We start from the raw sequence: 26,129 nt of genomic DNA, 5'->3' as shown, positions 1-26,129 counted from the left end.
GGGAACGGGCGGCTCGGCTAGGCGGGCGTGGGCACGGCTTCGCTCGCCCGGTGGCCGTCTGCAGCGCGGGTGGCGGCGTATGCGGCGGCCTGGACGAAGCGGCCGACGTTGGCGCGTGCCACGGCCGTGTCGGGGAAGCGCACCGACAAGTGCACGCCGAGGTCGCTTCGGGTCAGCCACACGTACACCTCGGCCGGGCTGTGGATCCGGCTGCGCAGCATCGTGTCCCGCGGCTGGGGCGGGGTGCCCGGCACGCGGCGTACGTCGAGGTAGGACACGACGAAGCGGGGGTGGATCTCGCGGCGCAGCATCCGGCTGATGTGGGGCAGTGAGCTGCCCGGTCCCGGTCCTCGGCGGCGCAGTTCGGCGGCGGCGAGGGTGACGGTGCCGGCGAAGTCGGCCCTGGGGGCCGCCGGGATCCGCACCGGGTGCAGGCCGACGAACCAGCCCGGCGCCGACCGCCACTTGCCGGGCCGGGCGTTGGCGAGGCTGATCACGGACAGGTGCCGCGCGTCCGAGATCCTCGCCGTGGCGAGCGCGAGGCAGGCGAGCAGCCCGGCGGCGGTCGTGCCTCCGCCCGTGTGTGACGCTGCGGCGAACCTGGTCGCGGCCGGCGCGTCGAGCAGCCAGCGGTAGGCGCTGCGCTGCGCCGCCGGCGCCCCGGACGCGCCGAGGGGCAGGGGGAAGGCAGGTGTCGCGCCGTGAGTGTCGCCGAGCAGGGTCCGCCAGGGGGCCGTGTGCTCGGGTCCGCTCGGCAGCCGTCCGGTCAGGTTCCGTTCCTCGGCTCCGAAGTCCAGGTAGGTCGGACCGGTCGGACCGTTCGGGCCCTCGGCACGGCCTGCCAGGGCGTCCCGGATCTGTCCCGGGATCATGGCGAGCGTATAGCCGTCCATGACGCCGTGGTCCGCCCCGGCGAACACCGTCGTGCCGCCCTCGCCCTCAACCGTCGCGAAGACCACCTGCGGCCAGCCCAGCGGATTGGTGCTCCGGTCGAAGAAGGCCTCGATCTGCCGCCGGACCGAGGCGCCGTCGGCGAAGACACCGACGTCCTCCTGCCGCAGCGTGACGGCGCTCGCGGGGAGCGTGCGGCGCCTGCAGCGCCCGGGGGCCGGCACCAGTCTGCTGCGCAGGTGCTCGTGGTCGCGCAGCCAGGCCGAGAACGCGGCACCGGCCCGCTGTCGGCCGGTCCGGCCCACGCCGAACGACACCCCGATCCAGGCCGGCTCCCTGTGCCCCGGCCCGCGGGCGGCCGCGGCGCGCACATGGTACTCGTGGACGAGGGCAGGCGCCCGGGGGTCGTCGGCCCAGGCCGAGGCCGGGGCGGACGGTGTCCAGAACACCAGTCGGCCGGCGGGAACCGTGCTGTCGCCCAATTCTGTGAATTCCACCGTCGAAATTTCCCCCCTCAATAGCCTTTCGATACGGCTCGCGGAAGCTATCCCGGGGTGATGAAGCAAAAATGAAAGGACGTTGTTTTCGCTGATCACCAGGCTTGCGCAACTGCCCTGGGGAGCACTTCTCTTGTTGCTCGCCAAACGCGCTGCTAGCGTCTGCCCCCGTCATTCGATCCGCACCGCCCTATTTCTCGGCCGTGCCGACGGAGGGTCAATTCATGAATGCACGGGCAGACATCCGGACCGGCCGGTCCACGGACGACGCGCGACCGTCTTCGGACTACGCCGCGCTGCGTCGTGACCCGGAATACGCCGAGCTGAACAACGCGCTGCTGGACCTGGTGCCGGTCGGCTCCGCGCCGACCGTGCTCGACCTGGGGTGCGGGGACGGGGCCGTCAGCGAGCGGCTGCTGGCGCGCGACGCGGCCATGTCCCTGGTCGGCGTCGACCCCGACCCGGCCCTTCTCGGGGCGGCGCGGGCCCGGCTCGGCGGCCGGGCCCGGTTCGCCGAGGGGGACGCGTCCTCCGTGTCGCGGCTGTTCCCGCCGGACGTCTTCGACGTCGTCGTGCTGGCCAACTGCGTCCACCTCGTCCCGGACCTCGCCGAGGCGCTCGGCGCGATCGGGCAGGTCCTCACCGCCGGCGGACGCCTGGTGTTCAACTCGGCGTTCTACTCGGGAGCCGAGTCCCCGGCCGATCTGCCGCTGTACGCCGAGCTGGTCGGCGCGGCCCGGAGCACCGCCCGCGGGCGCGGGCTTCCGCTGACCCGGTCGGGGGCCGGGCGGCCTTCGGGGCTGCGCAGGACCGCCGGGGACTACCGGGCGGCCCTTGCGGAGGCCGGTTTCACCGGCGTCGTCACCACCGAGCGGGAGTTCACCTTCGGCCCGCGCTTTCTCACCGCATTGTGCTCGACCCCGATGTTCGCCGCCGCCGCGCTGCCCGGGGTCGACCGTCACACCGCCGCGGAACTGCTCACCGAAACGATGCAGGAACTGCACGAGCGCGCCCCGTTCACCATCACGCGGCGCTGTGTGTACTTCTCCGCGACCCAGGCCTGAAACCCTCACGAAAGGAAGCGTCATGACCGAGGTATGGAACGTGGTCAGCCGGGCCATCGCCACAATCCGGCCGGACCTGGACGGGTCCGGGGCGGCCATCACCCGCGATTCCGCGCTGTTCTACGCCGCCGACCCCGGCCAGCCGGTGCTCGGCCTCGACTCCATGGAGGCGCTGGAGCTGATCGCCGCCCTGGAGCGGGAATTCGGGGTCGAGCTGGCGGACACGGGCATCCGGATCGCCGACCTCCGCACGGTCGGGGACGTGGTCGACGCGATGGCGGGAGCGCTGTGACTCCCGCTGCGAGACCCGCCGCGAGGCCCGCGATGCCTCCCACTGCGAGCCCCGATGTAAGCCCCGTGGTGAGTCCCGCGGTGGCTCCTCGGGCGGCGCGCCACCGCGTGCTGGTGACCGGCATCGGCGTCGAGTCGTGCGCGGGCGGCACACCGGACGAATTGTGGGGCGCCCTGGCCGCGGGACGTCCCGCGATCTCGCCGCTGGAGCTCGAAGCGCCCCTGCCCTGCCATGTCGGTGGTGTGATCCACGGGTTCGACCCCCGCGACCACCTGTCCGCCCAGCAGGTACGCCGCACCTCACGCTTCCAGCAGCTCCTGTTCGCCGCGGCGATGAAGGCGCGCGAGGACGCGCGGCTGCGCACCGCACCGGACGCCTTGTACGTCGGCACCGGTGGCGGCGGGCTCGACGAGACCGCACGGCTCGTGACCGTGATGAACCACAGCGGTTGGCCGCGGATGGACCGCCTCGGGCTGCTCCGCCTGCTGCCCAACCAGGCCGCCGGACTCGTCGCTCAGGAACTGGGCGTCACGGGCCCGGTGCTCACCCTCTCGACCGCATGCGCGGCCTCGACGGACGCCATCGGAGCGGGCCTGCGCGCGGTGCGCGACGGCACCGCCGACGTGGTCCTCGTCGGCGGCGTGGAGAGCTGGCTGGACATACCGGCCCTGGCGTCGTTCCGCCTGCTGGACGCGCTCTCCCAACGCCCCGCGGCGGAGGCGGCGGTCGCGTCCCGGCCGTTCGACCGCGACCGCGACGGCATGGTGCCGGCCGAGGGCGCCGCCGTGCTTGTCCTGGAGTCCGAGCGGTCCGCGCTGCGCCGCGGCGCGACCGTGCACGGCGAAGTGCTCGGCGCCGCGTCCACCTGCGACGCCCACCACCCCGTGGCACCGCGGGCGGACGGAGCGGTGGCGGCCAGGACGATCGAGCTGGCCTGCGCCGACGCCGGCCTCGACACCGCGGCCGTGGATCTGGTGAGCGCGCACGGCACCTCGACACCGCTCAACGACCGGGCCGAGACCGCGGCCATCAAGCGGGCGTTCGGTGCTCACGCGCGCCACGTCGCCATCACGGCGCCCAAGTCGGTCATCGGGCACGCGTGCGGCGCGTGCGGGATCCTGGAGAGCGTCGGCGTGCTGCGTGCCATCCGGGAGAAGTACGTGCCGCCCACCGCGAACCTGGACAACCCCGACCCCGACTGCGATCTGGACTACACCCCGGTCGTGGGCCGACCCGCCCCGATCGGTGTCGCCGTCAAGCAGAACTTCGGATTCGGCGGGCACAACTCGGCGGTGGTGTTCGGTGCCGCGTGACGTCGGTACGTGACGGGTGGGACGTAACCGGCAGTAGGTGACCGCCGGTACGTAGGCGTTACGTGACGGGTTACGTGAGGCGTTACGTGACGGTGCGTCATCACGTGGGCGCGGCACCGCCCGGCTCGGCGGACCGCCGGGCGGCGCCGCGCGACCGGTAGGTACGAGCGAGGTGGTCCTGGAGACGGGCGTGGCGGAACTGGTAGACCGCGCCGGCCTGCCGGAGCACGCCCCGCCGGTAGGCGTCCTCGAGGAAGGCGACGACGGACCAGGGCAGCCGCCCCGTCAGCGGCAGCCAGATCCGGGAGAGCACGACCCACTGGCCCCATGCGGTCAGGGTGAGGGCGTAGCCGAGGGCGCAGCCGAGCCCGCTGATGAGGCCGAGCTTGAGCGAGGCCCCGAAGCCCCAGACGAGCGGTCCCAGGAGCAGCGACAGGGGCAGGGCCGCCAGCGCGGAGCCGATGCCGGCCAACAGCCCGAAGGCGGGTACCCAGACGAGGAACTGGGCGGTGGTCGTCCGGCGGTTCGTCCGCAGCAGGCCGACCGGATTGACGGCGGACCTGATGTCGAGGGGGCTCTCGAAGAGCGTGAGGATGCCCAGGGCGGCGCCGCCTCCCAGCGCGAACACGAACCCGAAGAACGCGGCGTCGTACAGGCCGAAAGACAGGATGGCCAGCGGACCGGTGCCCCAGAGGAGGCCCTTGAGCACTCCGTGCTCGAAACCGTAGCCGAGGCCGAAGACGAGTCCGCACAGCAACCCCAGTACGACGCGGGCGCCTGCCCTCCGGCGGGGCGGGCCGGCTCTGCCCCTGCCCCTGCCGAACAGCTTCATGCGCACGCCGGACGGGGCCACCGCCGTGTTCCTGCGCGCGACCAGGAACCAGTAGGAGAGCGCGCTGATGACCCCGGAGAGGAGCCCTGTCGTCAGCCCTTCCGCGATCTGGATGCGGAGGGAGTCGAAGAGGGTGCCGACGACGCAGTCGACGACCCCGACGACAAGACAGGTCATCAGCGCGGTCACCAGGGTGCGCGTGGCGCGGCGCAGCCCTGAGCCCAGTCGCCACCACTCCAGGTCGGGGGTGTCGAGCCGGGTCAGATGGTGGGCGAGGTAGCCGAGCCAGTGACGGGCGCGTTCCGGGTCGAAGCCGTGGCCCGAAGCGCCGTCCGGGCCGTGCTCCGGCCGGAGGCGGTAGGCGGTGGTGGTGAAGTTCTCGAGGAGGTGGTCCTCCAGTTCCCCGGGGCCGCCGAACCTGCGGGTGTCCAGGAGCGTGGCCGGGTCGCGGCCCGGGGTGTCGCTGTAGACGGCGCGGGCGAGCGTGACCATCAGCGGGGTGGTCAGCACCTCGGCGAGGGCGTCGCCGCCCCGGCTCCGCGGCCGCTCGCGCAGCGCGCCGAGCACGGGGTCCCACGCGGTCGTCGCGGCGTCCCCGCCGCGGGCCTTGCGCGTGGTGCGCGGCAGGTAGTCGGCCAGGTCGTCCAGGGTGAGGTCCGTGAGCTCCACCGCGGCGGCGGACGTGAGCACGTCGGTCTCCGCCACAGCGGTGGTGTACTCGGCCGGACGGCTGGTCAGCAGCAGCGGGAGCGTGGTGGTGTTGAGCGCCTCCATGGCAGGGCGGTGCAGTCCCCCGGCGATCTCGTCGAAGCCGTCGAGTACGGGGAGCACCCGGCCGGCCTCGACCAGCGCGGCGGCCAGGCTCCCGCTGCCGGGCGCCGCTCCGGCGAGACCGGGGTGGTCTCGGATCAGCTGGGCGGTCAGCCAGTCCCGGAACGTAATGGCGGTGGGGTCCCAGGTGCCGATGCTGAAGATCACCGGTACGGGATCGGTACGGGTCCGCGACGTGATGTGGTCGAGGACGAACCGCGTGGTGAGGATCGACTTCCCGGAACCGGGCCGGCCCAGCACCACCAGCCGGCCGGAGGGGATCCGCCGGTACACGTCCACGATCCCGTCCAGACGCCCGCTGAGGTCCAGCGGACCGTGCGTGCCTCGCATGCCTCCGGCGGGCAGGCGCCGGATGTTGGCCCAGTGGTCGGTCAGCTCCTCGGGCACGGGCCGCCAGCGTACGGGCAGCGGGTAGGGGTCGTGCACCTGTCGCTGCTCCTCCTCGCGCTGCCAGCGCGAGGCCACCGTGTGGGCGAGCTGCTCGGCGACGTCGGCGAGGGTGCCGTGCAGGGTCGAGGGAGGGTGAGCGGGGGCCGGCCGGGCGGGGGGAGGGTGACCGGAAACCGGTCGGGCCGGCGGAGCACAGCCGGGAGCCGGTGGAACGGAATCTGACCATCCGGTGACAGGTCCGGCGGAGACCGGCTGCCGGGCGTCCGGATCCACCGGATCCACCGGATCCACCGGATCCACCGGATCCACCGGACCAGACTGCACGCTGACCGATCCGGCGAAGGCCCACGGCCCCGCGGCCCGTCCGGCCGCAGCCGACGGCCCCGCGGCCGGATCGGCGAAGCCCGGTCGTTCGTCCGGTCGGCCGCCGGGCCGGGCCGTGGACCCGGGCCGGCGAACGGCGGCGGCCAAGAGCTCCTCGCTCTCCGCCGGTGCCAGCCCGAGCGCGTCGGCCAGCAGCCGCACCGTGGTCACCCTGGGGTCGGCGCGCTCGCCCGTCTCCAGCCCACGGATGGTGCGCACGCCCACACCGGCACGCTCCGCCAAGACCTCTTGCGTCATACCCGCCTTGTGCCGCAGCCGCCGTAACAGCGCGCTGAACTCACTGGCCACAGGTCACGGCCTCCCCCTCGGACATGTGTTTCCCCAGGTGACGGACTCTAGCGCGGCCACCGGCCGCAAACGGCCGGTCTCCTGGCCTGTCCGGTTTCCGGCCCCGGGACCAACGTCGACGCCGACCCGCCGCGGACAGCGGCCCGACGCTCGGGGAGCACGATGCCGATCATCACGACCACAGGCCGGCAAGCCGCCGCCACCACACTCGGGCGCCAGGAGCGCGACATCCTCTACGCGGTCGGCTGCGGTCTGAGGGATGACGAGATCGCCGCCACCCTCGCCCTCCCCGAGGAAGCCGTGGCCGGCCACCTCGCACGGATACTCGCCGCGCTCGGGCTGCGCGACCGGGCCGCCGCCATCGTCCACGCCTTCGACTGCGGCCTGGTCTCCCCCGGCCGCGGCCCCCGCAGGAAGTCTCCGGGCCCGTCGCCGCGGGCCGCCGCCCGCAACACCTCCGGACCGCGCTTACGGATCTCGGTGCTCGGCTCGCTGCGGGCGTGGTACGACGGACAGCCCCTGGACCTGGGACACCTGCGCCAGCAAGCCGTACTGGCGGCGCTCGCCCTGTGCCCGGGCCGGTCGGTCAGCCGGCAGGAGCTGACCGACGGGGTGTGGGGGGAGGAACCGCCCAACACGAACGTGGTGCCGGTGTACATCTACCGGCTGCGCAAGATCCTGGACGCGGCAGGCGGCCCGGACTCGGTGATCGAGCGGGACCGGAGCGGCTACCGGCTGCTCCCCGGCGCGGTCACCGTGGACCTGTCTCAGATGGAGGGACTGGTCGCCGCGGCCGGCGCGGCCGAACGGGCGGGCGATCCGGCCGAGGCCGTCCGTGCCTGCTCCCAAGCACTGGAGCACTTCCGCGGTGAGCCACTGGCCGGCCTGCCGGGGCCGTTCGCCGAGCTGGAGCGGCTGCGGCTCACCGAGCGCAGGATCGTCCTCGTCCAGCGGAAGCTCGACTGGCAGTTGCGGCTGGGCCGGCACTCCGAGGCGATCGTCGAGTTGTCCGCCCTGACCGTGGCGCAGCCCCTGAACGAACCCGTTGCCGCGATGCTGATGCGCGCGCTGTACCTCAGCGGCCGGCAGGCCGACGCGCTGGCCGTGTACGACCGCGCCCGCCGCAGTCTGGCCGACGAGCTGGGAGTCTCCCCCGGCCGGTTGCTGCAACAGGTGCACCGGACGATTCTGTGCGGGCACGACATCCGCCCCGGCCTCACCGGAACCACGCGGTGAGCGACCCGGCGCGGCGGACGCGCAGCGAGGAACTCCTGCTGGCGAGGATCTCGGCGGCGGCCGGCCGCGAGCGGCTCGGCAGACGGCGCGCCGTCTACATGACGGCCGCACACACCGCACGCGGGCCACGCAGGGCACACACGGCGCACGTGACAGCCCTGATCGGCCGGGGGATCCGCGGCCTGCCGGCCCTCGTGCACCCCGGCAGGCCCGCAGATCCCACCAGGGCGGCGAGCGCGCGCGACGCCGCGCGACTGGACCTGTACGAGAACGGCATGACGGTTGCCGTCAAGCACCGGATCCACGTCGTCCGCTACGACACCACCTCTATCTCTATGCCGCAAACGGAACCCGCGCACCCGGGCGGTGGGGGCCGCGGGGGCGCGACCTGCGTACTCACCGACGTCGACGGGCGGCGGGTCATGCTGCGCGCCGGCCCGGAGCATGGTGATGCGCCCGCATGGTGGTCGCAGATCGAACAGGGCGTCATCCGCGCCCAGCTGCCCCGTGCCTTGGCCGCACTCGCCGAGGGTGAGCGCCTGGCCTTCGGCGCCGTCCGGCTCACCGGGGAGGGGATCGGGTGGGGAGACGTGCGCGCGGAGTGGCCACGGGTGCGGCGTCTCCGGACCGGGCCGGGAGCCGTCGGGCTCGACATCGACGGAACGTGGCACGAGCTGGGACCCGAGGGCCCCGGCATCACCAATCTCCCCGTCCTCCGCGCACTCGTCGAGCGCCTCGGCCAGGGGCCCGGTGAGCGATTTCATCACGATGTCAACGGCAGCACCTAACGTCCAGGTGGTTCACGGCGGTTGCGCGTCGCCTCAATGGTTGTGCGTCGTCTCGGCGCGACTCGCCTCAGCACGTTCCACCTCGACGCAAGAAGGAGCAGAACACATGACCCTGGCCCGCAGCTGGCGGAAGGCGATCGTGGCCGGGGCGGCAACGGTCATGGTGGCCCTCACGACCGCCGTGCCCACCGCCGCCCACGCGGATCCGGTGCACCACTACTACCTGGAGCTGGGCGGCACCGGAGCCGCAGCGCCCGCACCCGGCTGCACCGGCAGCTACGGCTTCGCCAACCAGCACCTCGACGGGGGCATCGCGGTTCCGGTGTGCTACCCGGCGAGCGCCGGTCCCTGGCTCAACGGCCGCAATCAGGTCCCGGACCCGTCCGCGCCGAGCTTCGACACCAGCGTGCGCGAGGGCTACCGCAACCTGCTGGCCGCCGCGGAGGAAACCCACCGCCGTGATCCCGGCGCCCGTCTCACGATCGTCGGCTACTCGCAGGGTGCGCAGGCGGCCGACCAGGTGCTCCAGACGATCGCCGCCGGCAACACCGGCATACCCCGCTCGCTGGTGAGCGGCAAGCTCTACTCCGACCCGATGCAGCCGGGCACCGGCATCTGGGCCAAGCTGCCCAAGGGCTGGAGTGCGTTCGGGTTCACTTCTCCCGGGCCCGGCCCGGAGAAGTTCGACGGCATCCCGGTGCAGCGCTTCTGCATTCGCACCGACGGGGTCTGCGACGCCACGGCGCTGGCGTCCATCGGCGGCTTCCTCGCCCAGCACCCCAAGTACCAGCAGGACGGCAACATCATGACGAAGACCATCGCCCAGGAGGGTGGAGAGGGAGTCCTCTGGTACGAACCCTGACCGGTCCCTCACCGGGCTCGGACGATCCTGGAAGAAAGCGCGTACGTGAACGGCCCGGGCCCCGGCCCGGGCCGTTCACGGCGTCGGATCCGGTGTCCGCCAGGCCGCCATCTGCTCCCGGAACTTCGGGCATCTGACGATGTCCTCTTCACTGCACTTGAGGGCGTGGGTCAGGAGCTGATGGGCGTGTTCGAGATCGACCATGCGCTGCTGGATCTCGGTGATCTTGGCACGGATCATGGCCTCTCTGCGTGGCTGCTCCTGCTGGAACTCCCCGATCTCGACCAGGCTCAGCCCGGCCTGCTGGCACTTGCGCAGCACCGTGATCCGCTCGGCCGCCTCGGGCGGGTAGCGCCGCTGCCCGCTTTCCCGCTCGGGCTCGGGCAGCAGGCCGTGGCGCTCCCAGTACCGGATGGCCGAAGCGGGCACCTTGGTGATCTCGGCGAGCCGGCCGATCGTCATGCGCACGTTCCGCTCCTCCTCCTGCTCCTCGTCGGTCCGGGTAGTCGATCCGGGTATTTGACTTAAACCTTAGTTTAAGTTGAAGAGTGGTCGGCACGTGGACAGCGGCAAACGAGAGCCGCTGGCAGCACCCTTGGAGATACCGCCATGAGCGACAGGGACATACGGAACGAGCGGGCCGGCCGGCTGGTGGAAGCCGCGGAGAAGCTCTTCGCGGCCGGGGTGATGTCCCACTCGGGGCACGCCAACCTCAGCGCCCGGCTCGACGGCGAGCGCCTCCTGCTGACCCCGGGGTACGTCCGCGGCCTGAGGCCCGAACAGCTGGCGACCGTCGGATTCGACGGACAGGTCCTCGAAGGCGAGCTCCAGTCCGTCAGCGCCGAGATCATCGCCATGCACAGCGTCGTGTACAAGGCCCGCCCCGACGTGGGCGCCATCATCCACACCCACTCGCCCTCCGCGACCGCCTTCGCCGTGGCCCACCGGCCGCTGCCCTGCCGTACGGAGCCGATGCTGCGCTTCGGACAGGCCGAGGACGTCCCCGTGGTCCCCTGGGGCCCCCGCGGATCGGACGTGTCGGTACGCGGTATCGCCGACGTGCTGCAGCAGCGCCCGACGACGGCCGCCGTCCTGCTGGCCAACCACGGCCTCCTGGCGTTCGGCCCGGACTCGGCGGCCACCGCCCACCTCGTGGTGGCGATCGAGGAGAGCGCCGAAGCCGAGATCGCCGCCGCGGCGATCGGCGGGGCCGTGGACTTTCCCCCGGGCGCCCAGGAGGCCGTGCGCGCCGCGATCGCCCGGGCCGCGTCATGACCGACGACGCCCTCGCCTCCCGCACGGAGGCCGTACGCGACCGCTACCGCTCCACCCTCGGAACCGTTCCCGGCGGGGTCCAGGAGCGGCTGCGCCTGGCCCGGGAGTTCGACCGGCTGCCGACCGAAGAGGCAATAGCCGAACTGCGCCACATCGTCCTGACCGGCAGTCCGCTGGGAGCGCGGGTGCAGCAGCTCGTCCACTTCGGGCAGTTGCTGGCCCTCGGCCGGGCGCACCCCGCCCGGATCCACGCCCAGGGCGCACTCCACGCCGGAGCAGGCATCACCGATCTCATCGGCGTCGCCGAGACCGCACTCATCACCGCGGGCGTACCGGCGTACGCACTCGGCACCGAGATCATCGCCGAACTCGCGCCGCACGCGGACGACGGCGAAGAGCGGCCATCAGATCGTGCCGGCGGCCCGGTCCGGCTCTGAGCGACGGTCGGCGGCGGGCATGAGAGCGGGGCCCGGCCTCTCGGCCGGGCTCTTTCCCCGTCGCCCGGCCCGCCCATAGCGGTGCCGTCAGCATTGCCTTCGCCGCCAATCATTGCAACAGAGCGTTGCGTTCGAGCGCAGCATCATTGCATCAATTTACCGCCCTCCACCTGGAGAAATGCTTCTGAGTTGATTGACCGACCTCTGAACGCAACGTAGCTTTCGAGTTACACCAAACACGTACTATCGCGAGATGAGGAACGGTCATGCGTGCACCCGTCCACACCGTCACGACGCTCCCGACGACGCGTCAGCCCGGCTGCCCCTTCGACCCGCCGGCAGAGCTGACCGACGCTCAGCGGCACGGCTCCATCAGCCGCTGCACCCACGTCGGCGGAAAGCCCGGCTGGCTGATCACCGGGTACGACATGGTCAGGTCGGTCCTGGCAGACTCGCGGTTCAGCGCGCGCAAGGAGCTCCTGAACGTGGGCGACTTCGAGGTTCCTCCGCCGCCGCCGGGCGAGTTCCTGCTCATGGACGACCCGCAGCACCGCCGCTACCGCAAACCGCTGGCGGGCAAGTTCACCGTGCGGCGCATGCGGCAGCTCACCGAGCGCATCGAGCAGATCACCGCCGACTGCCTGGACGCCATGGAGCAGGCCGGGCCGTCGGCGGACCTGGTGACCGCCTTCGCCAAGCCCATCCCCACCATCATCATCTGCGAGCTGCTGGGCGTGCCGTACGAGGACCGCGGCTCCTTCCAGGAGCAGATCGACCTATTCCTCGGCGGGGAGACCAGCGAGGAGGAGCTGATAGCGGCCTACACCGCGACCCAGAACTACCTCGCGGAGCTGGTGGCCGCCAAGCGCGCGAACCCCACCGACGACGTGCTCAGCGACCTCACCGACAGCGACCTGACCGATGAGGAACTACAGGGAATCAGCCTGATCCTGCTGGTGGCCGGACTCGACACCACCGCCAACATGCTGTCCCTGGGCACCTTCGCCCTGCTTCAGCACCCTGAGCAACTGGCCGCGCTGCGCGCCGACCCCGCGCTCACCGGCCAGGCCGTGGAAGAACTGCTGCGGTATCTGAGCGTCGCCAAGACGTTCATGAGGACGGCGCTGGAGGACATCGAGCTGGGCGGCCAGACCATCACGGCCGGCACGACGGTGATCCTCTCGTACAACACCGCCAACCGTGACCCCGAGCGCTTCCCCGACCCCCACGTACTCGACCTCCACCGGCAGCAGGGTGGTCACCTGGCCTTCGGCCACGGCATCCACCAGTGCCTGGGCCAGCAACTGGCCCGCATCGAGATGCAGGTCGCTTTCCCCGCCCTCCTCAACCGCTTCCCCACCCTGCGCCTGGCCGTACCGGCCGAAGAAGTCGCCCTGCGCCCGGAGACCGCGGACATCTACGGAGTGAAGAGCCTCCCGGTCACCTGGGACGCGTGACCGGAGGCCCGCGCCGGTCAGGCGCCGCCTCAGCTGCCGACTTTACCGAGCACTTCGACGGCCCGGCTTCAGACTCTTCCGTTCATGCCTGTCAGGTAGGCGGTGGTGGTGTCGCCCTTCTCGTCCAGCAGGACCCTGAACGACGACCTGTTCGCTGTCATGAACGTGTGGATGGGATATGTCCTTGAAGCATCCAAGTGCAGCCTGAATCGCTTCATGATGTCGGAGGGGAAGGGCGGGTCGGTCGGCTTGATCTCGCGGTCGCCGTTGAAACCGCTCACTCCGGTCGGCCACCTCAGGAACGGCTTGCCGAGATCATCGACGCCTTGGGCCGTCAGGTAGTCATCCATGCAGCCCTTCGGTGCGGTATAGCTCATCTCCACGGTGCCCGGTGGCCACCAGAACTGATCCGCCTGGTAGGTGTGCATCTTCACGGGGCAGTCAGGCATCTTCAGGTCCATCGCGTCCAGCACCTCCTGACGACTGTGCACACACCCCCCGAGCAGCGGCACCGCAACGAGCAACGACGCCGAGGCCGCCCACACAGACAGCCTTCGCTTCCCCATCCGTCCCTTCCTCACGCACTCCCCTTGATCATTTCGAACACGTTCAAAATCTATCGACGCAGAGTACACGGGTCACGGTTCCCGGGGTGAAGGGGCGGTTCCGACCGGATGCTGGTCCGGACCGGTGCGGGCTACGGGCTACCGGTCGGACCCTGTTCGTATCGCGGCGCTGCCGGGTGCACGGAAGGATTTCGTTGCACAGCGTTGATGGAATGCCCGGCGATAGGCACCCGGCGTTGTGCCCAACGCGCTGAGGAAGCGCCTGCGGAGGTTGGTGGCGGAGGAGAGCCCGACGCGGCGGGCGACGGCGTCGACCGGGAGGTCTGAGGACTCCAGCAGCTCCCGTGCGGCGTTGATCCTCTGGGAGAGCAGCCACCGTCCCGGGCTGGTGCCGACCTGCTCCGCGAAGCGGCGGGCCGGCGTACGGGCGGAGCAACCGGCGTGGCCGGAAAGGTCATCGGCGGTCAGCTCTTCGTCGAGCCTGCCGCTCGCCCACTCCAGGAGCGGCGCGAGCGAGCCGTCGATCCGGGCGGGGTGCGGAGGCGCCGCGTATGGCAGTTGCCCGCCTTCACGGTGCGGCGGCATGACCATGGTCCGGGCGATGTGCGCGGCGTGTCCGGCGCCCTGGTCGGCGCGCACCAGGTGCAGGCACAGGTCGATCCCGGCTCCGGCACCCGCGCTCGTGGCCACGTCGCCGTGGTCCACGTACAGCACGTCCGGGTCGAGGCGGACAGCGGGAAAGCGCGCGGCGAACTCGTCCGCCAGCGCCCAGTGCGTGGTTGCTGAGCGGCCGTCAAGCAGCCCCGCGTAGGCCAGGGCGAAGGCCCCGGAGCAGATGCTGACCACGCGTGCGCCGCGTTCATGGGCGCGGCGCGGGGCCCGTACGACGGCGTGCGAGGGGCTCCCGAAGGCTAGATCACCATGGATCCGGGCAGCGGAAAGGCCGGGCCGTTGGTAGTCCCGCCATGTCATGGGGCCTGCTCCATGCGTCTTCGCCGCAGCATCACCGGCGTCTTCGGAGCCCTCGCCCTCACAGTTGCGCACCCGCCTCAGCACACGCTGCGACGGGCGCGTTCGGCCGACCGCTCCTCGTGGACCGGCGGGCGTCTAATGATCTGCGTGCCGGCCGTGCGCGGTCTCGGGCTGCCGTGCCCACGTGGCCAGGAGCCGAAGCGCCTCTTCGGAGCTGGAGCCTGCCGCGGCGGTGTAGACGCTCAGCCGCTGGTCCGGGTCGGCGGGCAGGGTGAGGGACTCGTAATTGAGGGTGAGCGGGCCGACGACCGGGTGGTGGAAGTGTTTGGTCCCATGCGTGTGCCGGTACACGTTCTGGTCGGCCCACCAGCGGCGGAAGTCCTCGTCCGTGATCGAGAGTTCGCCGACGAGTTCGGCCAGCAGCGGATCGTGCGGATGGCGTCCGGCGTCACGCCGGAGCGAGGCGACGATGTCCCGGGCGTGGGTGTCCCAGTGGGTGTACAGCGAGCGGGCGGTCTCGTCGCAGAACATGAACCGCACTAGGTTCCGCTCGCGGTGCGGCAGCGCGTCGAAGTCGGTGAGCAGCGCACGTGCCATCTGGTTGGACGCCAGTACGTCCAGTCGCCGCCCCAGCACCAGGGCTGGGGTGTGTTCGAGGATCCGGAGCAGATCGCGCAGCCCCGGGCGGACCGGCTGCGGACGCGTCGCTGTGCGGCGGGGCCTGCCCGCGGCGGGCTTGGCGAGCTGGAGCAGATGGGTGTGTTCGACGGGGTCGAGGCGTAGCGCGCGGGAGATGGCGTCCAGCACGGTCTCGGAGACGTTCAGCCGGCGTCCGCGTTCCAGGCGTACGTAGTAGTCGACGCTCACGCCCGCCAGTTGTGCGACCTCTTCGCGGCGCAGTCCCGGCACTCGCCGAGAGCCGCCGTCGCCGGACAAACCCGCCTGGCGCGGGGTGATCCGTGCCCGCCGGGAGCGGAGGAACTCACCGAGAGCTGTGTTGCGGTCCATGCCGTTCACGATAGGGCCCGAGATCGCCCCGACGGCCCGTGAAAGGGGGGTCGGACAGTCCCCCGGTCCGGCTGTCCCCGGGGTGAGGCGGACCCCCCGGAAGCCGGTCAGCCGCCGATTCCGGTGCTGAAGTGGAACGTGCCGCCGCCGGCAGGGGCCCGACCACCCCGGCCGGCGGCCTCTGTTCGCATCGTATGAAGGGAACTCCTGTGTCGGACACCAAGACATTCCTGATCACCGGCGTCAGCACCGGCCTGGGCCGCGCACTCGCACACGCGGCGGCGGCCGCGGGCCACCGGGTGGTGGGCACGGTGCGCACGCCCGCCGATGCACGGGCCTTTGAGGCGCTCACCGGCGACGCGCACGCCCGCATCCTGGACGTGACCGACCATGACGCGGTGAACACGGTCGTGGACGAGACCGAGCGCGAGCTGGGCCCGGTCGACGTACTCGTCGCCAACGCCGGGTACGGCCATGAGGGCCTGTTCGAGGAGTCGTCGATGGATGACCTTCGCCGTCAGTTCGAGGTGAACGTCTACGGAACCGTAGCGGTGATCAAGGCCGTGCTGCCGCACATGCGCGAGCGCCGTTCGGGCCACATCATCGCCGTCACCTCGATGGGCGGGCTGGTCACCATGCCGGGCCTCAGCTTCTACCACGGCAGCAAGTTCGCCGTGGAGGGCATCCTCGAAACACTCGGCAAAGAGGTCGCCGATTTCGGCATCCATGTCACCGCCGTCGAACCGGGCAGCTTCCGCACCGACTGGTCCGGCCGCTCGATGACCCGCACACCCCGTCTGATCGCCGACTACGACGAACTGTTCGAGCCGCTGCGCGCCCGGCGCATCCACGGCCGAGGAACCCAGCCGGGCGACCCGGACAAAGCCGCAGCCGCCGTGCTGCACATCGTGGCGGCCCACCAGCCGCCCGCGCGCCTGCTGCTCGGCACCGACGCACTCCGGCTCGTCCAGGCCGGACGCGACGCCTTCGAGCACAACATGCAGGCATGGGCCGAACTGTCGGCCTCCACCGACTTCGACAACGCCGGCCGGCCCGCCTGACGCCACGCTGTCGGGGCCCCGGTGAGGGGCCCCGACAGCGGCCGTCATCACAAACCGGCGGGTCCGGCTGGGGTGGTGATCAGCACCTCGCCGTCGACGGATACCCCGGTGGTACGCCCCGCTCCCAGTACGCCCTACTCCGGTGCCTGGAAGCCGCCGATCTTCTGCTCGAGCAGTTCTGCCAGCCGCAGCGGGGTGCGGTCCTCGAACATCGGACCGATGAGCTGCACTCCCACCGGCAGGCCCTCGGGGGACCTGCCCGCTGGTACGGCGGTGGCGGGCAGACCGGGCATAGTGGCCAGACCGGCCCAGACGAGCTGGTCGAAGTACGGGTACGCGACGCCGTCGATGTCGATCCGGCGTTCCCTCGGATCGGGGTTGTGGTCGTGCGGGAACGCGGGAGTGGGCGTGACGGGACACACCACGGCGTCGTACTCGGCGAAGAACTGCCGCCAGCCGTGGCGATGGAGCTCGCGACGGCTGTTCGCCTCGATCCAGTCGCGGTGGCTGAGCACCATGCCGCGCAGCATCGCCGCATCGAGACTCTGGTCGTCTGCGCTCAGCGCGGCGGCGTGGGCCTGCAGCTGCTCGTACGCTTCGACAGGAAAACGGGCGACGGAGCCTGAGAACAGGAACGTCCTGTAAAGCATCGCGGCTTCGGTCAGATCGGGCAGCAGAGCACTGTGCCGTTCAACGCGGGCGCCGCTGTCAGCAAGCGCGTCGGCGACCCGGTTCACACCCGCCCGCACGGCGGACGCGGTCGGAATGAGCGGATGGTCGTCGAGGACCAGGACCCGGAAGTCGCGGAGCTGTTCGTGGCGCGCGGGCGGCAGCTTCAAGTCGTACGACACACCGAGCGTCAGCGGGTCCGGCCCGGCCATGACGTCGAGCAGGAGTGTGAGGTCGCGGGCAGTACGCGCCATCGGACCGACGACGGCGAGGTCGGGCTCGACCGGCAGGGCCGGCCCGGGCGGCGGGACCATGCCGCGGCTCGCCACCACCCCGAGCGTCGGCTTGTGCGCGTAAATGCCGCAGAAATGCGCGGGGGTGCGCAACGAACCGGCGAGATCGGAACCGATGGACAGCGCGCCGAATCCGGACGCCAGGGCCGCCGCCGAGCCGCCGGAGGATCCGCCCGACGTACGACGGTGGTCCCACGGGTTGTTGGTGGTGCCGTAGATATCGTTGAAGCTCTGTATGTCTTGCAGTCCAAAGGGCACATTGGTCTTGCCGAGCACCACCGCGCCTGCGGCCTTGAGCCGCGACACCTGCACCGCGTCCTCGGCCGGCATGTAGTCCCGGTGCGGCGGCATACCCCAGGTCGTGGGCAGCCCCGCAATGTCGTACGACTCCTTGACCGTCACCGGAATGCCCAGCAGCGGCCGGTCCTCACCGCGGGCGCGCGCCTGGTCGGCATCGCGCGCGGCGGCCCGTGCGCGGTCGAAGTCCGGCACACAGATCGCGTTGATCGCATCGTCGTCCCGTTCGATACGGGCGATCGCCTCGTCGGTCAATTCCGCCGAGGTCACTTCACCGGCACGCAGCGCAGCCGCGAGTTGCTCGGCTGTCGAAAAGTTCCACTCCATGAATCCGACCGTATGGGCCTGTGGAAGAGGGCACAAAATACTGCTTCGCACAACGGAGTGGATGTCTCAATGCTCATCTGCCTGACGGCCCCCGACCAACTGGCGCCGCTGCAGGAGAATCCGGCGTGGCTGCTGCGTCCCGGGGCGGGGATGCGACCTCGCCCAGCGAGGCCGGGCCAAAGACACCCTCGACCTCGAGGACCGCCCGCCCGGCAGCCGGTAGAGTCCCCGCGAACGCATCGGCGCCGGGGGCGGGGTCACATGGGGAGCTTGGTCGTCCGGATACTGGTGGCGGCTCTCGGCATCGGCGGCACTCTCGCATCCGCCCTGCTCACCCAGCGCAGCGCCAACCGCGCCAGGGACCGCGAACTGCAGCACACGCGGCAAGTCCAGGCGGGCGAGCGCGAGCACGCCACCCGCCAGGCCCAACTCGAGGCACAGCGCGCCTGCTACGCGACGCTCAACGCCGGTACCCGCGACTTCATGAACGCGGCGACCACCTTCCTCCACGCCTTGGAGGGCCGGGAGGTCGCTGATGAACTCCGTTCGGAGCTGGACCGGGCACGGCGCGAGCACCGCCTGCGCCACGGCGGAGGCCCAGGCGCTGGTGCCCGACGCCGTGATGGCGGCGGCCGGCACCACGAACCGCCACCTCGGTGACCTGTACGGCCTGCTGATGCGGCTCGACAGGGGCACAGCCGAACCGGAAGAGGACGTGGCAACCGCGCGGGAGTGCATGACCGTGGCGTGGGATGCCCTGTGGCGGATGCGCCACGTGATGCGGGTCGACCTCGGGATCACGGCGCCCGAGGAGGGCTACGGCCTGCCCGACGGGTGAAGCCCGGCCTCTTCGGACCCGGGCACCTCCGCATGCTGCTGTCCGAGCCGGCTGATGCGCCTACGCCACAGGACGACGAAGCCGGCGGCGAGCCACAGCGTGGGGCGCGTCCCGCGCCGCCGCAGCAGCGTCGCCATCAGCGGTGTCGCCACCACCAGGGTTAGAGAGAACACCCGGTGACCAGTCACGAGGCGGTGGAGCTGTTCGCGCGCATCTCCCGCATGCAGCGGGTGTTCGACCAGCACTTCAAGAAGCTGTACGAGGAGTTCGGCCTGAATCTGGGCGAGATCGACATGCTCTTCACGCTCCGCCGCTCGGGACCGCCCTACACGCTCTCCGCGGGTGTTCGGTGAGGCGGATCTGCACCGAGCGCCGGTCGGTGCTTTCCCGTACCCGCTCGACCAGGCCCCCTCAACTCGGGGGAACGCAAGCACCTCAACTCAGAGCTGCGCAGGCTTCTCGAAGCCCACGGCGACACCACGCTCGGCTGATCGCCTGCCGCCCTCAGCCGGCAAGGCCGCGCACCGGCTGCACCGCCGAACGTCGGAAGTCGGAGTCGGAAGTCGGAAGTCGGAGTCGGAAGACAGAAGTCGCCACGCATCTCAGCACCACGGCGACTCCCGCATCACCCGTTAGAGCTGTTTCACAGCGAAACCCCATTCGAGCGGGGTACGGGTGCGAGAGCCTGCGCTCACGACCTCGGGGACAGTCGAACAGGGGGAAGAATCGTGAGACCACGCAAACGACTTGCCGTGCTCGTCGCGGCACTGGCCACCACCTTCGCCGTAGCAACCCCGGGCGCCGGGGCGGCCGAAGCACAGGCACGCGCGAAGACGGCGCCGGCCGCGGTCGGCCCGTTTCAGTTCAGGAACCAAGGCACCGGCCGCTGCATGGGCTTCCCCTACGGCGAAGACCGCGTGCGGGTGTGGGACTGCACTACGGAGGCGTACCAGCTCTGGGACCTGGTCGCCGACGGCAAGGGTCGCTACCACATGGTGAATCGCAGGAACGGCGAATGCCTCGCGGGCTACGCGCAGGGTCCGAGCGGCTGGGCCACGTGGCTGTCAACCTGCGACAACAGCTTCACCAACGTCGACCAGCTCTGGTACGTCGACCCCGCGACCCAGTCGGGCCCGGCGCGCATCGCGAACCTCTTCGGCCGCGTCCTTGAGCCCGACCGCGGCTGGAGCGGGGCGAACCGCTCGCCGGTCGTGACCAACGACAACCAGGGACAGCCGAATCAGAAGTGGACCCTGAAGTACATCCAGTGACCTGGTAGGGCTGCCCGGCCCAGCCGCGCGCAGCCCTCAGGGAGGACGGCTCTGGGAGCCGAGGGCCTTCGGTCCAGACCCCGTACCTGGTAGCGGGCCGCTTCCCCAGGGAGAGCGGCCCGCCGAGCGATGGGAAGGCCAGGGGGAAGGTCAGGGCACGAACTGCACGCTGTTGAGCGAATCGCTGCCGACGTCCACGACGCCGTGGGCCGGAACGTTCCGGACGGCGCCGCTGCCGCAGACCGTGCTGTCGTAGACCTTCGCCTGAGTATTGGTGTTGTTCTCGGCCCTGGACGCCGGGAACTCGAAGAAGAAGCACGTGTTGTTGGGCGGGTCGACGAAGTTGCCCACCAGTCCGCCGGTGCTCCGGTAGGTGAACGAGCCGCTGGCACCGTGGGCACTGGTGGAGAGGCCCGTGGCGAGAACGAGGGCCGTGCCGAGGGCCAGGGCTGCCCGGCCGGCCCGGGAGAGTACTGCGTTCATGGTCTACGCACCATCCTTGTGGTCAGCCGAACTTGATGCTCTGCGGCCGGTCGCCGCCGAATTCCAGCCTCGTCCCCTTGAACACGAACACGAGGAATTCCGTGCAATTCTGGTCCCGGTACAGCGCGGCATCCGTCCCGGTGCCGTTGCTGACCTTCACCGCCGGGGATTCGAAGAAGATGCAGGAACCGTCCGGCGGATTTTCCCGCCGGTGCTCCACCCCCTGTGAGTCCGCGTACGTCAGGACGCCGGTGGCCGCCGGGGACGTGCCCGGGAATCCGAGGAGAAGAGCCAGTGACATGGCCGGGGCCAGCGCCGCCCGCCCGGCCCGTTCCAGTGTGGCGCGCACGGCCGGTCAGCCCCCCAACTTGGCGCTACGGGGCTTCGTCCCGCCGAAGACCAGGGACGTTCCGGCGTGGATGTTGATGAGGAAGGTGCTCTCCTCGCACAGACTGCCGGTGAAGAGCCTGCCGTCCGTGTCCGTGAAGTCGGCGACACTGACCGCTTCCGCGGTGAAGCTGTAGCAGACGCCGTCGGTCGGATTGTCCTTCGCGTGGTCGATTCCGTTCGAATCCCGGTAGCTCAGCGTGCCGTTGGCCGCCTGGGCCTGGGCGGAGAGTCCGGCGACGAGGGCGAGCGCCGCGCCGAAGGCCGCGACCGGTCTCGCCGTACGCTGCAAGGCCCGCCTCAAGGTGTCCATGGGCGCGTTCCCCCTTCCGGTCCTTCACCGACGCGAAGGGCCTTGATGCGAGAGTCCGCTGATTTCAAGATTTCTTGAAGAGTCGGTCACTGTCATCACCCATTCGGACCAACCGGTCCATGCGCCATTCGGGGATAAGAATGATTGACATCACGGCTGGACGCCGCCGCGCCAGAAGTGATCAGCCTCAGCCGAAGGCTCGTGCCGGGTGCCGGCCTTGAATGAGGACGGTGGGCGCGTGAACGCCCACAGCACGAGCCCGAGGCAGCTGAACGCGGCACCCAGCGCGCATACGGCTCCCCAGCCGGCCACCGTGTAGAGGGAGGTCGCGGCGATGGCGCCGGTGGCGCTGCCGATGGAGTAGAAGACCATGTATCCGCCGATCAGCCGGCTGCCCGCGTCCGGGTGCAGCGCGTAGATCAGGCTCTGGTTGGTGACGTGGACCGCCTGCACGGCGAGGTCGAGGAGGATCACCCCGGCGAACAGGGCCCAGAGTGAGCTGCGGGTGAAGGCCAAGGGCAGCCACGAGGCGGCGAGCAGCGCCAGGGCGATGCCGGTGGTCCGCCGGGAATGTCCGCCGTCGTTCAAGCGGCCCGCCACGGTCGCGGCCAGAGCGCCGGCGACACCGATCAGCCCCAGCGCCCCGATCGCGCTGTGGGACAGGAAGTACGGCGCTTCGCTGAGCGGCAGTGCAACGCTGCTCCACAGGGTGCTGAAGGCAGCGAAAATCAGCAGTCCGAACAGGGCCCGGAGCCGCAACAGTCGTTCCCGCGCGAAGAGGGTGATCGTGGAGCGCAGGAGCTGTCCGTAGCTCAGCGTTGCCGGCGCGACGTCGCTGCTGTGGCGCGGCAGCACGCGGTACAGGACCAGGGCGAGCAGAGCGGTGAGCGATGCCGAGGCGAGGTAGACGGAGCGCCAGCCCGCGAGATCGGCCAGGAGGCCGGATGCGGTGCGGGCGAGCAGGATTCCGGTGACCACGCCGCTGGTGACCAGACCGACGACGCGTCCGCGCCCGGCGGGAGGGGCCAGTGATGCCGCGAAGGCCACCAGCGTCTGCGTGACGACCGCGAGAAGCCCCGTCGCGGCCATGCCCGCAAGCAGGATCACCGCCGTACGGGCGGCAGCCACCACAGTCAGCGCCACCACCAGGAGCAGTAACTGGGCCACGATGAGCCGTCTGCGGTCGGTCACGTCGCCCAGCGGGACGAGGAAGAACAGCCCCAGTCCGTATCCGACCTGCGTGAGGGTGACCACGCTGCCGACAAGTGCCGGGCTCATGCCGAGGTCGTGCCCCATGGTGACCAGGAGCGGCTGGGAGAAGTAGACGTTGGCCACCGCGGCCCCGCAGGCGACGGCGAACAGCAGGACGAGGCCACGGGACAGGACGAACGCGGGACTTTCCCCGCTTCGGAGCTCGGTCCCGGCCCCGGTCCCGGCCCCAACCTCGGTCCCGGCATCGGTCTGTTGTGACAGGGCTTCATCGCAGTCAGGCATCAGCACTCCCCCACATGTTCGGTTTCATCTTGCTACCAGTAGCGACGGTAACTTTGTTGGTAGCATGTTGCAACCGTTGTGAGAGTGAGGGACGCCATGGTCACCAGGACACGCTTCGACGACAGCGAATGCCCCGTCGCCCGGTCGGTCGACGCGATCGGCGACTGGTGGTCCCTGCTGATCGTGCGGGACGCCTTCGACGGAAGCCGGCGCTTCGGGGAGTTCCAGCGCAGCCTCGGCGTGGCGAAGAACATCCTCACCACGCGCCTGCGCACCCTGGTCGCCGGCGGCGTTCTCGAATCCGTCCCCGCCTCGGACGGCAGCGCCTATCGCGAGTACGTACTGACTCCGAAGGGCGAGGCGCTCTTCCCCGTCATCGTGGCACTGCGGCAGTGGGGCGAACAGCACTTCTTCGGTCCCGGCGAACCGCACTCAGAGTTGGTCGACCGCCGGCAAGGACAGCCTCTCCGTGCGGTGGAAGTGCTGTCCGCGGACGGACGACGGCTGAACCCCGACGACACCACCGTCCACAAGGTCCCCACCCGGTAACCCGAGCCGGAGGCCCGGTGGAGGCCCGGTGGAGGCCCGGTGATCGAAGGTCACCGTCCAGTCGCCTCGTACACGGCCGAGAAGCCCGCCGGGACGGCGCGGCGGGGCCGGTAGTTCTCCAGGCCGAGGACGGCTCACCCGTGCGGAGGAAGCAGGTCGGTCCTCAGGGGCGATGATCAAGGGGTGGCTCGGCGGCCAGGATGGATCACGTCGGACAGCGAACAACTCCCCAGGAGCCACCGTGATTTCCTCCCGCCGCAAGGCCGCCGCCGTACTCGCCGCCCTCGCCGTGACCGTCACCCTGGCCGGCGCCTCCACCGCCTCCGCCCACGCCGACCACCACGAGGCGCGCAAACCCGCCGTCGCGAGCGTGACCGGAAGCGCGACGTTCGAGCTTCCCTACTGGAAGGACAAGGACGTCCGCTCGTTCAGCTTCGACGCGCACGGCACCCCGTACACGCACGCCCTGCCGAACGGACCCCAAGGCATGCCCTTCGACGCCGAGGGCACGGTCAAGGTCTCGCACTACGTCGCCGGCCAGAACGTCACCTACACCGCCGAGGGCCGGGTCGACTGCCTGGTCACCTCGCCGCACACCGCGACCCTGACGGCGGTCATCACCAAGGTCAGCCCCGGTGGACCGGACTGGGTGGGCAAGCGGATGGGCTTCAGCGTCCAGGACGGCGGCAAGGGCGAGCCCGACCGGGTCGGCTTCTCCTGGAACGGCCTGAACCTGGACGACAAGGGCCAGGACGTCCCCGTCGGCACCTGCATGGCCCCGGCCCCGTACGCGCCCGTCGTCAAGGGCGGCTACACCGTCAAGCACGCCGAGCTGCCGTCGCCCCCGTGGAAGAAGTGACCTCGCTCGAAGAAGTGACCTCGCTCGACGAGTGTGATGCGGCTCATGAGTAAACGGTGACAGGGGGTTGTCGCCGAGGGCTGCGATGGTCGACGGCATGATGATCACTGACGAGGACTGTCTCGCCGAGACCCTGGCGTTCAACAAGGAATTCGAGGCCGCTGCCGCAACCCGCCCGGCACGCGAAGGGGCGCCGGACGCAACCGTGCTGGCCGCCCTCCGGCGCAACCGGCTCGGTGGCGACACACCGCCCGTGCGACTGCCGCAAGGCCAAGACCGCGTCATTTCCGGCGGGGTAAAGGTCCGCGCGTTCGTACCCGACCGCGTCGACGGCGTGTATCTGCACATCCACGGCGGTGGCTGGGCCTTCGGCTCCGCGGACGGACAGGACGAAAGGCTGTGGCGCCTCGCCGAGCAAGCACGGCTGGCCGTGATCAGCGTCGAGTACCGCCTCGCGCCGGAACACCCCTTCCCCGCCGGACCCGACGACTGCGAGGCGGCCGCCCGATGGCTGGTGGAGCGCGCGGCGGCCGAGTTCGGCACTCAGCGGCTGCTCATCGGGGGCGAATCGGCCGGTGCCCACCTGAGTGTCATGACACTGCTTCGCCTTCGTGACCGGCACGGCATCACCAGCGCGTTCCGGGCGGCCCACCTACTCTTCGGCCCCTACGACCTGTCAATGACACCAAGTCAGCGATCGTTCGGATCAAGGCGACTGCTGAGCAACACCGAGGCGCTGCGGCGGACCTACGAGCTGTTCACACCCGGCATGGGGGCGGAGCAGCGCCGCAGCCCCGAGGTCTCACCACTGTTCGCCGACCTCACCGGTCTGCCGTCGGCGCGGATCGTCGTCGGCGCCGAGGATCCACTGCTGGACGACTCCCTGTTCCTGGCCGGGCGGTGGCAGGCGGCGGGCTCACCCGTGCAGCTCAGTGTCGTCGCCGGCGCCATGCATGGCTTCACCCTGTTCCCACTGACTGTCACCGAGCGGGAACTGCAGCGTGAGCAGGACTTCCTGTCCGTCGCGGGACGGTAGCGTCGCCGGCATGAACCGCACGACCCGGCTGTACGCACTGGTGGAAGAGTTGCGCGCGGCGGCGCCGCGACCGCTGACGGTCGCGGCGCTCGCCGCGCGCTTCGAGGTGAGCACGCGCACGATGCAGCGCGACCTCCAGGCGCTGATGGAGACCGGTGTCCCGGTGCGCACCACCCCCGGGCGAGGCGGGGGTTGGTCGATCGATCCGGGAATGACCCTGCCCCCGATCCGCTTCACCGCCGACGAAGCCTCGGCGGTGGCCGTCGCTCTCGCCGCAATCGATGCCTGCGCCCCTTACGCCGGTGCGGCCCGCACAGCAGCCCAGAAGATCACGGCCTCGATGACCGGCCCCGCCTCGGCGGCGGCGTCGAAGCTCGCCGCACGGATCGTCACGCCGTCCTCGCCGTCCTCGCCGTCCTCGCCGTCCTCGCCGTCCGAGTCCACGGCCCGGATCGCCGTGGAGCAGGCCCTCACCACCAACACAGTGCTGCGGTTGTCCTACGTCGACGCCACAGGGCGCGAGAGTGAGCGTGTGGTGGAACCTGCCGGGTTGCTCACCGCCGGAGGCCGGTGGTACCTCATCGCCTGGTGCCGTACCCGACAGGCCGGCCGAGGCTTCCGCCTGGACCGCATCGCAGCAGCAACTCCCACCACGGAACAGGCACAGCCCCACGACCTGACCGAACTCCTGCGCGGCTCGGTTGCAGCCGACGCAGTGCAACCCGGTGCGCTGGCTTCACTGACACCCCCTACCAAAGTGAAGGCACTACCCCGGTGAGCCCTCTGGCCCCGTCCAGCCCAGCGGTCCCATCCGCGCTGCCGTCCGCCGCGCGCGCGAGGCGCCACGTGTCCTGGGCGGATGTTCTCCG

The 26,129-nt window shown here is 70.7% G+C and carries 29 protein-coding genes; 17 read left to right on the top strand and 12 right to left on the bottom strand.

The window, feature by feature from the left end:
* Nucleotides 1–17: 17 nt before the first annotated feature.
* Nucleotides 18–1,388, bottom strand: coding sequence for a hypothetical protein (locus B7P34_RS00440; protein ID WP_189382272.1), 1,371 nt, complete (start codon nt 1,386–1,388; stop codon nt 18–20).
* 224 nt (nt 1,389–1,612) lie between these two features.
* Between B7P34_RS00440 and B7P34_RS00435 the strand changes: the two genes are divergently transcribed.
* The 3 genes from B7P34_RS00435 to B7P34_RS00425 all read left to right on the top strand — a co-directional run bounded on the left by B7P34_RS00435 (nt 1,613) and on the right by B7P34_RS00425 (nt 4,057).
* Nucleotides 1,613–2,452 (top strand): class I SAM-dependent methyltransferase, encoded by an 840-nt coding sequence (locus tag B7P34_RS00435; protein WP_106673721.1) that lies wholly within the window; start codon nt 1,613–1,615, stop codon nt 2,450–2,452.
* Between the two features lie 22 nt (nt 2,453–2,474).
* Nucleotides 2,475–2,744 carry an acyl carrier protein gene (locus B7P34_RS00430; RefSeq protein WP_106673720.1) on the top strand — a complete coding sequence of 90 codons (270 nt, stop codon included), beginning with the start codon at nt 2,475–2,477 and terminating at the stop codon, nt 2,742–2,744.
* Between the two features lie 80 nt (nt 2,745–2,824).
* Nucleotides 2,825–4,057, top strand: coding sequence for a beta-ketoacyl-[acyl-carrier-protein] synthase family protein (locus B7P34_RS00425; protein ID WP_189382270.1), 1,233 nt, complete (start codon nt 2,825–2,827; stop codon nt 4,055–4,057).
* A 100-nt stretch (nt 4,058–4,157) separates the two neighbouring features.
* On the opposite strand, the gene B7P34_RS00420 is transcribed toward B7P34_RS00425, so the two are convergent.
* Nucleotides 4,158–6,782 (bottom strand): helix-turn-helix domain-containing protein, encoded by a 2,625-nt coding sequence (locus tag B7P34_RS00420; protein WP_106673718.1) that lies wholly within the window; start codon nt 6,780–6,782, stop codon nt 4,158–4,160.
* Nucleotides 6,783–6,944: 162 nt separating this feature from the next.
* Between B7P34_RS00420 and B7P34_RS00415 the strand changes: the two genes are divergently transcribed.
* From B7P34_RS00415 to B7P34_RS00410, 3 genes are all read left to right on the top strand, one after another.
* Nucleotides 6,945–8,018 carry a BTAD domain-containing putative transcriptional regulator gene (locus B7P34_RS00415; RefSeq protein ID WP_106673717.1) on the top strand — a complete coding sequence of 358 codons (1,074 nt, stop codon included), beginning with the start codon at nt 6,945–6,947 and terminating at the stop codon, nt 8,016–8,018.
* Nucleotides 8,015–8,806 carry a hypothetical protein gene (locus B7P34_RS37060; RefSeq protein WP_189382268.1) on the top strand — a complete coding sequence of 264 codons (792 nt, stop codon included), beginning with the start codon at nt 8,015–8,017 and terminating at the stop codon, nt 8,804–8,806. The genes B7P34_RS00415 and B7P34_RS37060 overlap by 4 nt, the downstream gene beginning before the upstream one ends.
* 106 nt (nt 8,807–8,912) lie before the next feature.
* Nucleotides 8,913–9,668 carry a PE-PPE domain-containing protein gene (locus tag B7P34_RS00410; protein ID WP_106673716.1) on the top strand — a complete coding sequence of 252 codons (756 nt, stop codon included), beginning with the start codon at nt 8,913–8,915 and terminating at the stop codon, nt 9,666–9,668.
* Between the two features lie 75 nt (nt 9,669–9,743).
* On the opposite strand, the gene B7P34_RS00405 is transcribed toward B7P34_RS00410, so the two are convergent.
* Nucleotides 9,744–10,130: a MerR family transcriptional regulator gene (locus B7P34_RS00405; RefSeq protein WP_106673715.1), complete on the bottom strand. Its 387-nt coding sequence runs from the start codon at nt 10,128–10,130 to the stop codon at nt 9,744–9,746.
* A gap of 147 nt (nt 10,131–10,277) precedes the next feature.
* Here B7P34_RS00405 and B7P34_RS00400 point away from each other — a divergent pair, with 147 nt between their 5' ends.
* From B7P34_RS00400 to B7P34_RS00390, 3 genes are all read left to right on the top strand, one after another.
* Entirely contained in the window at nt 10,278–10,943 is a 666-nt protein-coding gene (locus tag B7P34_RS00400) for a class II aldolase/adducin family protein (protein ID WP_106673714.1), read from the top strand.
* Nucleotides 10,940–11,380 (top strand): carboxymuconolactone decarboxylase family protein, encoded by a 441-nt coding sequence (locus tag B7P34_RS00395; protein WP_106673713.1) that lies wholly within the window; start codon nt 10,940–10,942, stop codon nt 11,378–11,380. The genes B7P34_RS00400 and B7P34_RS00395 overlap by 4 nt, the downstream gene beginning before the upstream one ends.
* A gap of 266 nt (nt 11,381–11,646) precedes the next feature.
* Nucleotides 11,647–12,837, top strand: coding sequence for a cytochrome P450 (locus tag B7P34_RS00390; protein WP_106673712.1), 1,191 nt, complete (start codon nt 11,647–11,649; stop codon nt 12,835–12,837).
* A gap of 68 nt (nt 12,838–12,905) precedes the next feature.
* On the opposite strand, the gene B7P34_RS00385 is transcribed toward B7P34_RS00390, so the two are convergent.
* From B7P34_RS00385 to B7P34_RS00375, 3 genes are all read right to left on the bottom strand, one after another.
* Nucleotides 12,906–13,403, bottom strand: coding sequence for a hypothetical protein (locus B7P34_RS00385; RefSeq protein ID WP_106673711.1), 498 nt, complete (start codon nt 13,401–13,403; stop codon nt 12,906–12,908).
* Between the two features lie 138 nt (nt 13,404–13,541).
* On the bottom strand, nt 13,542–14,375 hold the full coding sequence (locus B7P34_RS00380; RefSeq protein ID WP_223267338.1) for a GlxA family transcriptional regulator: 834 nt from the start codon (nt 14,373–14,375) through the stop codon (nt 13,542–13,544).
* Between the two features lie 135 nt (nt 14,376–14,510).
* Nucleotides 14,511–15,383, bottom strand: a complete 873-nt coding sequence (locus B7P34_RS00375) for a helix-turn-helix domain-containing protein (RefSeq protein WP_106673710.1) — start codon at nt 15,381–15,383, stop codon at nt 14,511–14,513.
* A 209-nt stretch (nt 15,384–15,592) separates the two neighbouring features.
* On the opposite strand from B7P34_RS00375, the gene B7P34_RS00370 reads away from it, so the two are divergent.
* On the top strand, nt 15,593–16,444 hold the full coding sequence (locus B7P34_RS00370) for an oxidoreductase (RefSeq protein WP_223267337.1): 852 nt from the start codon (nt 15,593–15,595) through the stop codon (nt 16,442–16,444).
* A 134-nt stretch (nt 16,445–16,578) separates the two neighbouring features.
* On the opposite strand, the gene B7P34_RS00365 is transcribed toward B7P34_RS00370, so the two are convergent.
* Nucleotides 16,579–18,030, bottom strand: coding sequence for an amidase (locus B7P34_RS00365; protein ID WP_106673708.1), 1,452 nt, complete (start codon nt 18,028–18,030; stop codon nt 16,579–16,581).
* Between the two features lie 535 nt (nt 18,031–18,565).
* Between B7P34_RS00365 and B7P34_RS38085 the strand changes: the two genes are divergently transcribed.
* Nucleotides 18,566–18,868: a hypothetical protein gene (locus tag B7P34_RS38085; RefSeq protein ID WP_223267336.1), complete on the top strand. Its 303-nt coding sequence runs from the start codon at nt 18,566–18,568 to the stop codon at nt 18,866–18,868.
* Here B7P34_RS38085 and B7P34_RS00355 read toward each other — a convergent pair.
* A complete protein-coding gene (locus tag B7P34_RS00355; RefSeq protein WP_106673707.1) occupies nt 18,847–19,041 on the bottom strand; it encodes a hypothetical protein in 195 nt (64 codons plus the stop codon). The genes B7P34_RS38085 and B7P34_RS00355 overlap by 22 nt on opposite strands.
* Nucleotides 19,042–19,044: 3 nt before the next feature.
* Between B7P34_RS00355 and B7P34_RS37055 the strand changes: the two genes are divergently transcribed.
* Nucleotides 19,045–19,221: a hypothetical protein gene (locus B7P34_RS37055; RefSeq protein WP_189382265.1), complete on the top strand. Its 177-nt coding sequence runs from the start codon at nt 19,045–19,047 to the stop codon at nt 19,219–19,221.
* 375 nt (nt 19,222–19,596) lie between these two features.
* Nucleotides 19,597–20,139, top strand: coding sequence for an RICIN domain-containing protein (locus B7P34_RS00350; RefSeq protein ID WP_189382263.1), 543 nt, complete (start codon nt 19,597–19,599; stop codon nt 20,137–20,139).
* 150 nt (nt 20,140–20,289) lie between these two features.
* On the opposite strand, the gene B7P34_RS00345 is transcribed toward B7P34_RS00350, so the two are convergent.
* The 4 genes from B7P34_RS00345 to B7P34_RS00330 form a co-directional block, all read right to left on the bottom strand.
* Nucleotides 20,290–20,622 carry a hypothetical protein gene (locus B7P34_RS00345; RefSeq protein WP_106673705.1) on the bottom strand — a complete coding sequence of 111 codons (333 nt, stop codon included), beginning with the start codon at nt 20,620–20,622 and terminating at the stop codon, nt 20,290–20,292.
* A gap of 22 nt (nt 20,623–20,644) precedes the next feature.
* On the bottom strand, nt 20,645–20,842 hold the full coding sequence (locus tag B7P34_RS37050) for a hypothetical protein (protein ID WP_189382262.1): 198 nt from the start codon (nt 20,840–20,842) through the stop codon (nt 20,645–20,647).
* A 135-nt stretch (nt 20,843–20,977) separates the two neighbouring features.
* A complete protein-coding gene (locus tag B7P34_RS00335) occupies nt 20,978–21,322 on the bottom strand; it encodes a hypothetical protein (protein WP_106673703.1) in 345 nt (114 codons plus the stop codon).
* Between the two features lie 150 nt (nt 21,323–21,472).
* Entirely contained in the window at nt 21,473–22,816 is a 1,344-nt protein-coding gene (locus tag B7P34_RS00330) for an MFS transporter (protein WP_223267335.1), read from the bottom strand.
* Nucleotides 22,817–22,912: 96 nt separating this feature from the next.
* Here B7P34_RS00330 and B7P34_RS00325 point away from each other — a divergent pair, with 96 nt between their 5' ends.
* From B7P34_RS00325 to B7P34_RS00310, 4 genes are all read left to right on the top strand, one after another.
* The gene (locus B7P34_RS00325) at nt 22,913–23,365 is read left to right on the top strand and encodes a winged helix-turn-helix transcriptional regulator (protein WP_106673702.1); all 453 of its coding nucleotides are present in this window, start codon (nt 22,913–22,915) and stop codon (nt 23,363–23,365) included.
* Nucleotides 23,366–23,606: 241 nt separating this feature from the next.
* Nucleotides 23,607–24,224, top strand: a complete 618-nt coding sequence (locus B7P34_RS00320) for a hypothetical protein (protein ID WP_223267334.1) — start codon at nt 23,607–23,609, stop codon at nt 24,222–24,224.
* 97 nt (nt 24,225–24,321) lie between these two features.
* Nucleotides 24,322–25,260, top strand: a complete 939-nt coding sequence (locus B7P34_RS00315; RefSeq protein ID WP_106673934.1) for an alpha/beta hydrolase — start codon at nt 24,322–24,324, stop codon at nt 25,258–25,260.
* 10 nt (nt 25,261–25,270) lie between these two features.
* A complete protein-coding gene (locus B7P34_RS00310; protein WP_106673701.1) occupies nt 25,271–26,038 on the top strand; it encodes a helix-turn-helix transcriptional regulator in 768 nt (255 codons plus the stop codon).
* The last annotated feature ends 91 nt before the right edge of the window (nt 26,039–26,129 follow it).

Origin of the sequence: Streptosporangium nondiastaticum, from assembly GCF_003011965.1 — a bacterium.
In the GTDB taxonomy this organism is placed as follows: Bacteria; Actinomycetota; Actinomycetes; order Streptomycetales; family Streptomycetaceae; genus Streptomyces; species Streptomyces nondiastaticus.
Note: the sequence above shows the minus strand (reverse complement) of the source record. Positions and strands in the feature narration are given on the sequence as shown.